The sequence below is a fragment of the Paenimyroides viscosum genome (genome assembly GCF_003858535.1).
GTDB classification, from domain to species: domain Bacteria; phylum Bacteroidota; class Bacteroidia; order Flavobacteriales; family Flavobacteriaceae; genus Flavobacterium; species Flavobacterium viscosum.
The window spans coordinates 85,097-98,150 of record NZ_RQTJ01000005.1; the positions used below are offsets into that span (position 1 = coordinate 85,097).

15 protein-coding genes and 1 pseudogene are annotated in these 13,054 nt (G+C 33.6%); 6 read left to right on the plus strand and 10 right to left on the minus strand.

The features are described 5' to 3' along the window. Positions 1-27: 27 nt before the first annotated feature. Positions 28-726: a hypothetical protein gene (locus EG242_RS04205; RefSeq protein ID WP_124898656.1), complete on the minus strand. Its 699-nt coding sequence runs from the start codon at positions 724-726 to the stop codon at positions 28-30. 61 nt (positions 727-787) lie between these two features. Here EG242_RS04205 and glsA point away from each other — a divergent pair, with 61 nt between their 5' ends. Next, positions 788-1,819: a glutaminase A gene (gene glsA, locus EG242_RS04210; protein ID WP_124898657.1), complete on the plus strand. Its 1,032-nt coding sequence runs from the start codon at positions 788-790 to the stop codon at positions 1,817-1,819. Between the two features lie 64 nt (positions 1,820-1,883). Here the strand turns inward: glsA and EG242_RS04215 are convergent, their stop codons facing one another. Together EG242_RS04215 and EG242_RS04220 are read right to left on the minus strand one after the other, a co-directional pair. Next, positions 1,884-2,621 (minus strand): NERD domain-containing protein, encoded by a 738-nt coding sequence (locus EG242_RS04215; RefSeq protein WP_124898658.1) that lies wholly within the window; start codon positions 2,619-2,621, stop codon positions 1,884-1,886. A gap of 23 nt (positions 2,622-2,644) precedes the next feature. After that, entirely contained in the window at positions 2,645-3,250 is a 606-nt protein-coding gene (locus EG242_RS04220; protein WP_124898659.1) for an alpha-ketoglutarate-dependent dioxygenase AlkB family protein, read from the minus strand. A gap of 91 nt (positions 3,251-3,341) precedes the next feature. On the opposite strand from EG242_RS04220, the gene EG242_RS04225 reads away from it, so the two are divergent. Then, a complete protein-coding gene (locus EG242_RS04225; protein ID WP_124898660.1) occupies positions 3,342-3,731 on the plus strand; it encodes a hypothetical protein in 390 nt (129 codons plus the stop codon). A 34-nt stretch (positions 3,732-3,765) separates the two neighbouring features. On the opposite strand, the gene EG242_RS04230 is transcribed toward EG242_RS04225, so the two are convergent. Next, positions 3,766-4,155, minus strand: a complete 390-nt coding sequence (locus tag EG242_RS04230) for a hypothetical protein (RefSeq protein ID WP_124898661.1) — start codon at positions 4,153-4,155, stop codon at positions 3,766-3,768. Between the two features lie 154 nt (positions 4,156-4,309). Between EG242_RS04230 and EG242_RS04235 the strand changes: the two genes are divergently transcribed. After that, positions 4,310-4,717 carry a hypothetical protein gene (locus tag EG242_RS04235; protein ID WP_124898662.1) on the plus strand — a complete coding sequence of 136 codons (408 nt, stop codon included), beginning with the start codon at positions 4,310-4,312 and terminating at the stop codon, positions 4,715-4,717. Between the two features lie 2 nt (positions 4,718-4,719). Here the strand turns inward: EG242_RS04235 and EG242_RS04240 are convergent, their stop codons facing one another. The 3 genes from EG242_RS04240 to EG242_RS04250 form a co-directional block, all read right to left on the minus strand. After that, positions 4,720-4,929, minus strand: coding sequence for a hypothetical protein (locus tag EG242_RS04240; RefSeq protein WP_124898663.1), 210 nt, complete (start codon positions 4,927-4,929; stop codon positions 4,720-4,722). Continuing rightward, positions 4,875-5,696, minus strand: a complete 822-nt coding sequence (locus EG242_RS04245) for an XAC2610-related protein (RefSeq protein WP_124898664.1) — start codon at positions 5,694-5,696, stop codon at positions 4,875-4,877. Before EG242_RS04245 ends, EG242_RS04240 begins: the two co-directional genes overlap by 55 nt. 329 nt (positions 5,697-6,025) lie before the next feature. Then, entirely contained in the window at positions 6,026-6,865 is an 840-nt protein-coding gene (locus EG242_RS04250) for a UbiA prenyltransferase family protein (RefSeq protein ID WP_124898665.1), read from the minus strand. Between the two features lie 107 nt (positions 6,866-6,972). On the opposite strand from EG242_RS04250, the gene gcvP reads away from it, so the two are divergent. After that, complete coding sequence (gcvP, locus tag EG242_RS04255; RefSeq protein ID WP_124898666.1) at positions 6,973-9,822, plus strand: aminomethyl-transferring glycine dehydrogenase; 2,850 nt, start codon at positions 6,973-6,975, stop codon at positions 9,820-9,822. 330 nt (positions 9,823-10,152) lie between these two features. Here the strand turns inward: gcvP and EG242_RS15020 are convergent, their stop codons facing one another. Both EG242_RS15020 and EG242_RS15025 read right to left on the minus strand, forming a co-directional pair. Continuing rightward, positions 10,153-10,530 (minus strand): hypothetical protein, encoded by a 378-nt coding sequence (locus tag EG242_RS15020; protein WP_235831864.1) that lies wholly within the window; start codon positions 10,528-10,530, stop codon positions 10,153-10,155. Position 10,531: 1 nt separating this feature from the next. Continuing rightward, the gene (locus EG242_RS15025; RefSeq protein ID WP_235831865.1) at positions 10,532-10,804 is read right to left on the minus strand and encodes a hypothetical protein; all 273 of its coding nucleotides are present in this window, start codon (positions 10,802-10,804) and stop codon (positions 10,532-10,534) included. A 673-nt stretch (positions 10,805-11,477) separates the two neighbouring features. Here EG242_RS15025 and EG242_RS04270 point away from each other — a divergent pair. Together EG242_RS04270 and EG242_RS04275 are read left to right on the plus strand one after the other, a co-directional pair. Then, on the plus strand, positions 11,478-11,870 hold the full coding sequence (locus EG242_RS04270) for a hypothetical protein (RefSeq protein WP_124898667.1): 393 nt from the start codon (positions 11,478-11,480) through the stop codon (positions 11,868-11,870). Positions 11,871-11,924: 54 nt separating this feature from the next. Further along, on the plus strand, positions 11,925-12,776 hold the full coding sequence (locus EG242_RS04275) for a DUF6161 domain-containing protein (protein ID WP_124898668.1): 852 nt from the start codon (positions 11,925-11,927) through the stop codon (positions 12,774-12,776). Between the two features lie 48 nt (positions 12,777-12,824). Here EG242_RS04275 and EG242_RS04280 read toward each other — a convergent pair. Then, positions 12,825-13,054: pseudogene (locus EG242_RS04280) on the minus strand (UDP-3-O-(3-hydroxymyristoyl)glucosamine N-acyltransferase); the annotation flags it as partial.

A 13,054-nucleotide genomic window follows, 5' to 3' on the forward strand; every position in this document is an offset into this window, starting at 1 on the left:
CAAAAGTACGAAAAATGTATAAAAACTTTACAAATTACCTGCAGACAATAAAAACGGTAGAAGAATACCTAAAAATATTGCTAACAATAGGGCAACAATTAATGGTAAAGTAATATCTTTTGATCGATACTTAGTTTCACCGATATAATTTTTCCATAAATAATCAACTGTAAACTTAATTGTGAAATAAGTAAATATTATTCTGATAATAAGTTGCAAAATATCGAATCCGAAAACTGATCCTAAATCAACAAGACTAACTAACACAAGATAAACTAATACTAAAATTATCTGATCAAAAATTAAAAGCAATAAAAAAGCACCCACAAGAACTAATACTATTTTTATAAGAGCACCTTTTTCTAACTTAATTCCTGTTCTTAAGTTCTCAAAAAGCATATAAAAACAAACCAAAGGACTTAAAATTGCTCCTAAAACTATAATATTCGTTTTTGAGTACATTTTTACATATTGTTCATTTTCCTTAGTATCTATTACAATATTGTTATCTAAATCATTATCTTTTAAAAAGTCTGTACTTCTTTTATTGATAATCATGTGTTTAATCCTAATTATTTCAGCTTCCGAAAAATTATGATTACGTTCTTTTATTAAGATATCAAACGCAATTTCGCATGCATCACCAACAAACTTATTATCTTCCTTTAAATAACATAAAAGTTCTTTGTCAGATAATTTTCTGATTTTACTTTTATCAATACTCATATTGTTTTTTTGTGTTTGGCAAAAATAATCTTTTATCTTTGATTATATCTAAATTTCCACCATGCAAAAATCGCTATTTATAAAACTGGTTGTGCTGTTTGTTACAGTAAACATAAGTTGTTTTTCAACATCGTTATACGCACAAAAAAAATCTGCTAAAACAACGACCACACCACAATTGACCGAAAAAGTTTTACAGGATATTTTAAACCAAAACAAACATTTCGCTGCACAAGGAAAAGTTGCCGATTATATTCCCGAATTAGGAAAAATGAGTGCCGATGCGATTGCTTTTTCTGTGGTTGATGCTCAAGGAAAAGTCATTAATGTGGGCGATACTGATAAGAAATTTACCATGCAGAGTATTTCTAAAATTATTGCATTGATGGTGGCTGTTCAGGAAAATGGTGAAGAAGCTGTTTTTAAAAACATGGGGTATTTTGGATCTGATAAACCTTTTAATCATTTTGGAAATTTAGAAATTACCGGTAAACCATTAAACCCGATGATGAATGCCGGAGCCATTTTAACGGTATCAATGATTAAAGGTGAAGGTGAAACTGCTTTCCAAAAGGTTTTAAAAATGGTGCGATTTATTACCAAAAACAACAACATTAACTATAACGAAGCTGTTTATTTGTCTGAAAAAGAAACTGGACACCGCAACCGTGGTATGTTTCATATTATGAAAAACAGCGGACTTATTATGGGAACTGAAGATCAATTAGACAATTATTTTAAACAATGTTCTATAGAAGTTACAGCAGAAGATTTGGCGAAAATTGGTTACTTTTTTGCTAATGAATGCGTTCGGTTTGATGGTGATGCTACTTACAAAAATGCCAATTTATCTAAATTAATTCAATCACAAATGCTTGTTGCAGGCATGTATGAGTTTAGTGGCGAATATGCTCGTAGAATTGGCTTACCAAGTAAATCAGGTGTTGGCGGCGGAATTACCGTTAGTGTTCCGGGTAAAATGGGAATTGGCGTTTTTAGTGCGCCTTTAGACAGTCACGGAAATTCGGTTGCTGGTTACCAAATGATTTTAGATTTTTCGGAAAGATTTAATCTAAATATTTTTCAACCTTAAATTTGATTTGCCACAGATGCAAGGATTAATTTTCACCAGATAGAAATATAGTTTTACAACTAAATTAAATATTTCTAATAAATCTGCATTTTGGATAAGAAGCACAACCAAGAAAAAATCCAAATTTCCCTTTTCTTTTTATCAAATCACAGCCACAGCTTGGGCATTTATTTGCTACTATCGATTTTTCACGATGATTAATCCTCTTTTTAATTGACTTTATGTGTTGACGCTTATCATATGAGTCAATTAAATTAGATGATTTTATTTTTTTCGTAATTTTTTCCTTTTCTGTTTCTGTAAGATTTATATCTGAATATTTTTTTATCGTTCTTAAAAGCTGACTTGAATTTATAACATCTTGAGAAGTATTTACTTTAATTTCGGCGTTGTTTGAAAAAACAATTATTGAATAGTACTTTATATGTGGATAATCAACAAGACATTTTTTTAGTGCTTTTATATGCCCTGAATTTTGTAGCAAAGGATTGTAAAATTTCTTTTTATACTTGAATATTATTTGAGTCCAAAATTCTGATTTCTCACCACCCACAATCCATCCTTTAAAATTTTTAGTTTCAATAACGAAAATTCCGTAGTTAGAAATTACAATATGATCAATTTGTGATGTTACTTCATCATTTTTTATAACAACATTATTAATTACTTTATACTTCGAGTTACCTAAAAAATATAATATTGAAGAAATAGTCTTTTCTCCAATTACACCTTTGATTTTTGCTTTGTAAAATACCCAGAAGATTGCTGGTACAATAATTAATACTAGAATAAATAGTTCCATTCTTACTCTATATAAAATTCAACTTAAGACTTCATCTGCCTAAACGTCAAACTTATTCTTGGTTCGGTCACTTTTTTTGTCGGAGCAATTCTGTGCAACCAATGCTTCTGAGTTTCGCCTTTCATTTCAATTAATGAACCATTTGGCAAATCGAACTGCTTTTTTTCTGCCGATTGTTTGTGTTTAAAATCAAAACGACGTTGTGCACCCAAACTTAAACAGGCAATAGAACCGTTATTTACCAAATCTTTTTCACCATCGCTGTGCCACGCCATACCTTCTTCTCCACTATGATACAAATTCAGCAAACACGAATTATACATACTGTCGGTATACAACTCAATCAACTGTTTTAATGCCAGTAATTCTTCAATCCACGGCGTTGCAATCCGTGTAAAACCTGAATAAGTGTACGAAAAATCTTTAGATCCGTACCAAGCAACCTTTCGTTTGGTAGTAATTTCCTTACCATAAATAACCGATTTATCGTGATACCAGTCAATTTTCTGCATTAAAGCATTAAAAAAGTGATCGGCTTCATTGGTATCCAACAAAATTCCATGATAAATAACCTCGCCATCATACGGCAATAAATTATCGGTTGTAGCGTTATTGGTAAATAAATCCATAATATCAAATCTGTCAGACAAAGATACTTATTTCATTTTTTGTATCTTCCTGTAAATTTTATCATTACCTACCTAATTTAAATTTAAACTTATGAAAAAACTTATTCTATTGTTCGCTTTTATCGGCTTGATATCATGTAATGATGATGATTTAAAACCGGTCGATATTTCAGGCGAATGGAAAATGACTGCGTATCTTGGTTTTGTACCCGAATTACCGCAGATTGAAAAAGGTTCGGTTGTTTGGAAGATCGATCCCACAAATATTTCAATGATCAACAACAGTGAACATGCTTATGTTAGCCAAGAAGGAACTTTTGGTTACAATTGGATCAATGAAGAAACCATTTTTATACACTATTCGCAATTTACCGCATATTACAAAGTTAATTTATTAGACGGAAAATTGCGTTTAACCCAAACAGTTGAACCTGGTACGCCAGAAATTTCGGATCAACCTGTTCTTGAATTTGAAAAATAAAAAAAGCAACTCGGTTTGAGTTGCTTTTGTGTTTTTAGAATACTTCCATTTGATAATGTTCTGAAATAAACGGAATCGAGATAAGTTCATCGTCAAAAATCTGCACTAAACATTCTTCGTCCAAGTTCACAAAAAGATCAATTAATTGATCGTTTGGTAAAATTTCTTGAAACAATTTCCCTTCCGGATTTTCGTCGCAATCACAAGCATCAACCACCATATCTAAATTGGTTAAAGTGGTTACAAAAGTAAACTTGTTTAAATACTCTTCTTTTGTAAAAACCGTTTTTAAATAAACTTTATCATGTGCTTTTACAATGAATAATGCCTTTACGTTTTCGTTTAAAAAAGTGGCGTTTACGGCTTTAAAATAATTGATAAAATTTTGACTTTCGTCTGTTGATTGAAAATAATTTTCGGTCATAATAGTACATTTTGTTTAGTTAATTGTTTAAATATACAGCTTACACTTTATGTACTGTTATTAAAAATGTTAATTTATAAAATTTAACAAACCACAACTACTTAACGACAAACAACGTCATTCCAAATCAGGAAATTTGGTTAAAACAAAAAATATGATTACTTACTACAGACATCAATATGAATTATTACAGTTGAACCTACAAATTGTGAACTGCAATTTAGAAAAACTTACGTGGTTGGAAATTAACGATGAACAATCGGTTAAATTATATCAAGATAAACTGAACAGCCTAGAGTTTAAAAAAGAAAATTATTTGAATAATTTACTACAAAGTTTATTGAAAACCGAAATCACCCAGCAAAATATTAGCGAAGTAAAACTTTGTTACGAGCTAATTGAACAATACAGTAAAAAACATTACAGCCTGCTTTTTAAAACACATTTAAACAGAACTATTGAAAATCATCAGAAAAAATACGGCGATTTTTTATTGAGAAACCAGTTAAAAAAAGCGGTAGAAATTGAACAAATTATTACAAATTTAGAACGTGTCGCTTAATATTATTTAGTTTGAACATTACTAAAAGTATTCCATTTTATATTATTCAAAGATCCGCTGGTTTCTTCTACTTTATTTAAATGAAACGTTTTACCATTCTCCTTTACTAGAATTTCTTTTGATGAAACTTCGTAGATGGTGCTTTTGTTTTTAAAAGTTAATGTTTGCGTGGCTTTATTAAATATAAAATCAGAATCAATAAATAATTCCACCACATTATCTGCATTAGTAAAAATATACCCAAATGATCGCCACCATATATTTTGGTAAGATACATTTTTTTGCCATTTTCAAAAATCATGGTAAACACATTTTCGCTATTTTGTAAAGGAAATTCTTGATAGTGACTAGTAAGCATTTTACCATTCACGCGTTTCTGAACCGAATATTCTGCAAAAATACCCGAATATGATTCTTCGATGATTTCGATAGGAACCGCCTGATTATTTTCTACCACATAGGTTGAAAACTGATGCCAGCAACAACCACTTTTCGTCATGGTTTGCAACTGTTTTTTTTCATTATCAACCATAAACATTCCGCAGTAGTTTGATCCTAATTCGGTAAAACTTTCATTGTAAACAAAACTGTTTTTATCTGCCAAATAAATCTCAAACGACGGACCACCGTAACAACTGAAATTCCCCGTTCGTAAGGCAATATCTTCTTTTCCGTCAAAATTAAAATCTTCGTAAATTAAAATACTTTGTTCTCCATAAGGAATTTTGTGAATGTTCGATTTTACTTTAGAATCTTCTAAATCATAATCCGAATAAAAAGCAGGTTTAGAGAAAATCAGCTTGCCGTTTTTCTTTTGATAGATATTCAGCGTACAATTGGTTTCCAAATCAGAATTTTCTTGATTGTCATCAACAATAATTTTTGCCGAAAGATCATCAGAAAAATCAATTAAATCATACGATTCTTGCGCGGTTGCAAAAAAGGGCATCAATAGTAAAACAAACAACAACTTTTTCATGAAGTTTTAGAGAAAGTTAAACAAAATAATCAATAAATACCATAAAACAGGAATACTTTCTACCCAAAAAAGCGTGTAATATTTAGATCGGTTTTTCGTTAAAATCTAAATACTTTGTTTACTTAGATCTTTTTTATATTTTTACATTAAGCTAACGCCCAAAATAACAAATGTGCTAATATAAAAAATCTTTACTTGTCGGTAAGGTAGCTATTTGTAATGTTTGAATCAAAATCTCTATTGGCACATAAGGTATTTAACCTTGTTTTTCATATTTGTGGGATAAATTACAAAAAGACTGACAGCTCGGAAAGACGAGTTTTTTCTAATCACAAATAATGTGTATTAAACAAAATAATCAACAAATACCATAAAACAGGAATACTTTCTACCCAAAAAAGCGTGTAATATTTTGATCGGTTTGGATTGGCATAATACGTAAACAATGCAATGACAGATACCAAAATAAGATTGATGATCCATTGATTTCCGTAATAATTCACTTTTAAAAACTCGAGAAAGTAAAACGGAATCAGCAACAAACCAATCAGGTATTTTGTTTTTAAAACGCCAATCGTCTGCGGAACGGTTTTCAGTCGGATATCATCGTACTTTAAATCGTTAATTTCGAAAACTAAAATGAGAATCAATGTAAGAATAAATCGCTGTAAAAACTTAAAAAGAATATCATTTTCTATGGTTTGATCGGCATTTACAATGGGCAATAAAGTGGTTACACCCGCCCAACATAACGATACAATATATATTTTTATGCCCGCATAATTACGCAGATTGGTCTTTGATTTTGCCAACGGAATTACATACAAAACACACAACAACCCAAAGAAAACAGTGAGCAGTTGTGCTTTTAAATCCAGAAACAAAAAACTTATCAACGCAATTATTAAACTAATTACGCTTAAAACAATAATACTTTTTAAAAACCGGGTAAGTTCTTTTTTCTTGGCAATAACTTGTGCATACTTAATAAAGTTGTAGCTAAAAACAGTACCAAAAAAAACAAGGCTGGTAATAGCGATATTAAAAGGTAAAAAACAAAAATAAAACGTCATTTGTACCAACACCGTAGTAGCTAATGCCACGTGTAAACTTGCGTGCAAATACCAGTCAAAAAAACGTTTTATAGTACTATTACTTTGCTGCTGCATAACTTGTTGGGGGTCGCTTTATATTATTTTAATATCCCGTAAAATTAATCAAATAATAGTTGTATTTTTGCTTTCTTTATACACAACTATAATTATATTAATAGCAGATGAAGACAAATGCTTTTGCTTTAAGACATATTGGTCCTAGAGCAACCGACTTACAACACATGTTTGACACAGTAGGTGTGAAAGATATGGATCAATTGTTATACGAAACTTTTCCAGACAAAATTCGTTTAGAGAAAGACATCGTTTTAGACGAAGCTCTTACAGAATACGAATATTTGGCACATGCTACGGCATTAGGTGCACAAAACAAAGCATTCAAATCAATGATTGGTTTAGGATATAACGAAGCAATTGTTCCGGCTGTTATCCAACGTAATATTTTCGAAAACCCAGGTTGGTACACTGCTTACACACCTTATCAGGCAGAAATTGCTCAAGGACGTTTAGAGGCTTTATTGAATTTCCAAACTACGGTTATTGAATTATCGGGAATGGAAATTGCGAACGCTTCGTTATTAGACGAATCTACTGCAGTTGCCGAAGCTATGGCTTTGTTGTTTGATGTTCGTACAAGAGATCAAAAGAAAAACAACGCAAACAAATTATTTGTTTCAGAAGAAATTCTACCTCAATCGTTATCGGTTTTACAGACTCGTTCTACGCCAATTGGCATTGAAGTTGTTGTTGGAAACCACGAAGCATTCGAGTTTACAGAAGATTTCTTCGCTGCAATTTTACAATATCCTGGTAAATTTGGTCAGGTTCACGATTATGAAGATTTCATAAACAAAGCACATTCAAAAGATATTAAAGTAGCCGTTGCTGCCGATATTTTATCGTTAGCACGTTTAAAATCTCCAGGCGAAATGGGTGCCGATGTTGTTGTTGGTACTACACAGCGTTTTGGTATTCCGTTAGGTTTTGGTGGACCACACGCTGGTTTCTTCTGTACAAAAGAAGAATACAAACGTTCTATGCCGGGTAGAATCATTGGTGTTTCTCAAGATACCAACGGAAACCGTGCATTGCGTATGGCATTACAAACGCGTGAACAGCACATTAAACGTGAAAAAGCAACATCGAACATCTGTACTGCACAAGTATTGTTAGCTGTTATGGCAGGTATGTATGCGGTTTATCACGGACCAAAAGGTTTACGCCGCATTGCAAACGAAGCACACGCAAAAGCAGTTACTATTGAAACCGAATTAACCAAATTAGGTTTTGAACAAGTAAACGATGCGTATTTTGATACTATTTTAGTAAAAGCCGATGTTGCTAAAGTAAAAGCGGTTGCCGAAGCTAAAGAATTCAATTTTTATTATGTTGATGCTAATACCGTTTCAATTTCTGTAAACGAAACTATTTCATTAAACGATATTAATACAGTAATTGGTATTTTTGCCGAAGTTGCCGGAAAATCATTTGATGCCGTTACCGAACTTTCTCAAGAAGCTTTGGTTCCTGTAAAATTAGAAAGAACATCAACTTTCCTTGAGCATGATGTTTTCAATACGTATCATTCAGAATCTCAGTTGATGCGTTATATTAAAAAGTTAGAGCGTAAAGATTTAGCATTAAACCATTCTATGATTTCTTTAGGATCTTGTACAATGAAATTGAATGCAGCAGCAGAAATGTTGCCTTTAAGCAATCCTAACTGGAATAATATCCACCCATTTGCTCCGGCAGATCAAACCAAAGGATATTTAACTATGTTGCATAAGTTAGAGCAGCAGTTAAACGTAATTACCGGTTTTGCTGGCACCACGTTACAACCAAACTCTGGCGCACAAGGTGAATATGCTGGTTTAATGGTTATTCGTGCATACCACGAATCTCGTGGCGAAGGTCACAGAAACATTGCGTTAATTCCTGCATCGGCTCACGGAACAAACCCTGCATCGGCTGCAATGGCTGGTATGAAAGTGGTTGTTACCAAAACGACGGAAGAAGGAAATATCGATGTAGAAGATTTAAGAGCGAAAGCAGAATTACACAAAGACAATTTATCTTGTGTAATGATTACCTACCCTTCTACTCACGGAGTTTACGAATCATCGATCATTGAAATTACCGACTTGATCCACGCTAACGGCGGACACGTTTATATGGATGGTGCCAATATGAACGCACAAGTTGGATTGACAAATCCTGCTAAAATTGGTGCCGATGTTTGTCACTTAAACTTACACAAAACGTTTGCAATTCCTCACGGTGGTGGTGGTCCAGGTGTTGGCCCAATCTGTGTAGCAAAACATCTAGTAGAATTTTTACCAACCAACCCAGTTATTAAAGTAGGTGGCGATAACGCTATTACGGCAATTTCGGCAGCTCCTTACGGTTCGGCTTTGGTTTGTTTAATTTCTTACGGGTACATTTGTATGTTGGGTGCCGATGGTTTGAAAGAATCTACCATGACTGCGATCTTAAACGCTAACTATATGAAAGCGCGTTTAAGCGAAGGTTACGATGTATTGTATTCTGGAGAACGCGGACGTGCAGCGCACGAAATGATTATTGACTGCCGTATGTTTAAAGCAAAAGGTATTGAAGTTACCGATATTGCTAAACGTTTAATGGATTACGGTTTCCACGCACCAACGGTTTCTTTCCCTGTGGCAGGTACGTTGATGATTGAACCAACAGAATCGGAAGATTTAGCAGAATTAGATCGTTTTTGTGATGCCATGCTTTCAATTCGTAAAGAAATTGAAGCTGCAACTGCAGAAGACACCAACAACGTATTGAAAAATGCACCACATACTTTAGCTATGTTAACTGCCGAAACTTGGGAATTACCTTATTCTCGTGAAAAAGCAGCATATCCGTTAGAATATGTTTCAGAAAACAAATTCTGGCCAAGTGTACGCAGAGTTGATGATGCGTATGGCGACAGAAACCTTATTTGTTCTTGTGCTCCTATTGAAGCTTATATGGAAGCGTAATTGCTTTTTGATAAATAAAATGCCCAACTGAAAAGTTGGGCATTTTTTGTTTTGTATTGATAGCTTAGAGAATCTCAATTGTGGCTTCGAGTAGCTTTATTGTGACTTCGAGAGCCCATCTATTGTTCCCTTCGAGTGCCTCAGGGAACTCGTGGAAGAACCTCAGGGAACTAAAATTACCGGTGGCTGAAGCTCTCAAAGTCACGTCTCTTTCACTTCGAGAACTCATATCTTGTTCCCTTAGAGTGGCTCAGGGAACTCGTGGAAGAACCTCAGGGAACTAAAATTACCGGTGGCTGAGGACTCTCGAAGTCACGGTTCATTTAATTATTAACTACGCACCCATTTAGATATACTTTCTAAAAGCTGGGGTTTGTCTTCCAGTGCTATTTTGGCTACGCTGTAAAATTCGCTTACCCATTTACTAACCTCATCAAAGGCTTTTTTTTTGTCTTGGGTGGCTTGTTGGCTTTCGCCTTTTTCCTGCACATAAGCAGCGTAAACGGTTTGTACGTTGATTACATTTGCCAATTGCTGGTTTACGTGGTCTGTGGTAATTTTTAAGCGTTGTAAGGCATTTAGCAATTCGGTGTTATTGTGCAGCATGTCGTAAAACAAACGCATGGTATCAATAACCAAGGCATTGCGTTCTAGCAAGGGTTTGTTTAATTGTAAGTTTCGCAATACATCGGGTTGATTTTTATACAATTTATGCCTTTTTACGATCGGTTTTGTAAATAGCTGCGGTGGTTTCAAATGCGTTGCTAAATAAGGCATACGCTGTAGTTTCTTGTGCAGTTTCTGTTTTGTTGGTGTCGTACTTTTGTACAAAGTTGTTGTAAAGTGCTTCGCCTTGTGCTATGGCTGCGGCATTGTAACCGTATTCTGCCAGTTCGGCTGCTAAAACAGTATCCTTTTTTACGTTTTCAAATAAAACGCTGTAGCTTTGCATTAACTGTGTTTCTGATTTTTTCTTGCCCATTCTTCTAAATTTAAAATTGATTATATAAAGTATTGTGATTTTACATTACTTCCGACCCGATTTGTGTTGCTACCGACCCGATTTGTATTGCTACCGACCCGATTTGTACTGCCACTGACTCGATTTGTGTTGCTACCGACCCGATTTGTGTTGCTACCGACCCGATTTATCTTGCTACTGATCCGATTTATCTTGCTACTGATCCGATTTGTGTTGCTACCGACCCGATTTGCATTGCTACCGATCCGATTTGTATTGCTACCGACCCGATTTGTATTGCTACCGACCAGATTTGTGTTGCTACTGACTGGATTTGCTTTACTACCGATCCGATTTGTGTTGCTACCGACCAGATTTGTGTTGCTACTGACTGGGTTTGCTTTACTACCGATCCGATTTGTTTTGCTACTGATCAGATTTTAAAGCTGGTGCGAGCATCTTGATCGTGCAATTATTACATTTTAATACGAGCGTGACGCTCGCACTAACCGAATCAACTTATTTATATTATTTTTCTTTATTTATTACCAACAACTGGTTTAAATTAACATTTTTTAGAATAGGTTGCAAATTATTTATAATAAAACATACACTTCATTATTATGTTGTTTTTGTATATTAGCTTATACAGTATACTGAAAACATATTACAAACATTACTACAAATATTAATTATGGAATTACAAGAAGCGCGTAAAATTGTTAAAGACTCTCCTTATAAGGATTTTTTAAATACGATTGAACTACCTTTTACTCTTCGCCATATCAATGTTGAATATAATATTGTAGGCATTATTAACATCTTCAAATTTTTTAAAGAAAATGATGAACAATGGACAGAGAGAAAAAAAGAATTAGATAATAACCTTTTTAGTGAATCAATTTCTTTTTTCACTACAGCTCGTACTTATATAGATGAGTTTATAAATACTTATGTGAAAAATGAAGGTTACGATGAAAGCAGTTTACAACAACAGTTTACAAGTTTTACTAGATATTATTTTTCTCCATCTCAACATGTATTTACTGCTAACAGTCCTGAAATTGATTTCATGATTAAGTTGTAAGCTGAAAATCCGAATATTTTCAACGGAGCACTTTTGTATTTTACCAATCAAGGCATGAGTTACAGTGACAGAAGTAGTATTAACGGATATTTGTTAGCCTACGAATTTACTCATCGCGAAAATTCTGTATTATTTTCCAGAAGAGAAACTGATAAAAGATATATTAATGATATTAGAAACAAAATCGAAACTTTAGAAAATGATTATCAGAATAAAGTTATTTCATTAATAAGAAATATAGAAGATGATTATACAAAGAACAATGATTTCCAAACAGAAAGAGTATCTGAGTCTCGAAAGTTATTAGCGAATTGGTTACATTATAAAAGAAACAAATTTTCATCGTTTATAAATCATACCGATAAAGAATTTAAAGATCTTTTTGAAACTACTGATTCTGAATTCACAAGTCTTCAAAATCAATATAGCGAATTACTAAAACTCGAAGAACCAGTCAAGTATTGGAAAGATAGAGCTAGCGAATTAAATAAAAAGGCTAACATGATGATGTGGGTTTTAGGTGCAATTACTTTCGTAGCAGTTATTTTAACTTATTTTCTATTGTGGCAAACACCAGAAGGTATGCTTGAATCAATTTTTCAAGGAGATACAACAGCTGCAATCCGTTGGTCTATTGTTTTCGCGTTATTTATTTCGTTCATAGCATTTATGTTCAGAGCTGTAATGAAATTTATGTTTAGTAATTATCATTTGGCTCGTGACGCAGAAGAAAGAGAAAAATTAACCTATTTATATATTTCTCTGTTAAGCAAAGGAGATTTTTCTGAAGAAGAAAAGAAAATTGTTTTTCAAGCACTATTCAGTCGATCGGACACAGGACTATTAAAAGATGACTCATCGCCCACCATGCCTGGTATATCATCAGTTATTGAAAAAGTGAAATAGATTTTAAACATTAACCTACAAGGTTTTAAAACCTTGTAGGTTGTGTATTTACTTCTTACTCTCGTTTAACAAACGTTTCATAATCGCCCATTGTTTTAGGGTATCACGGGCTTCTAATGCTGGGTAGCCCAACATGGTTTTACCGGCTTCTACATCGCCTGTTACACCAGAACCTGCACCAATAACAGCACGATCGCCAATGGTTGTATGGTCTTTAATAGAGGCGCTGCCGCCAATGATTACGCCGTTGCCTAATTTAACCGATCCTGCCAAACCGC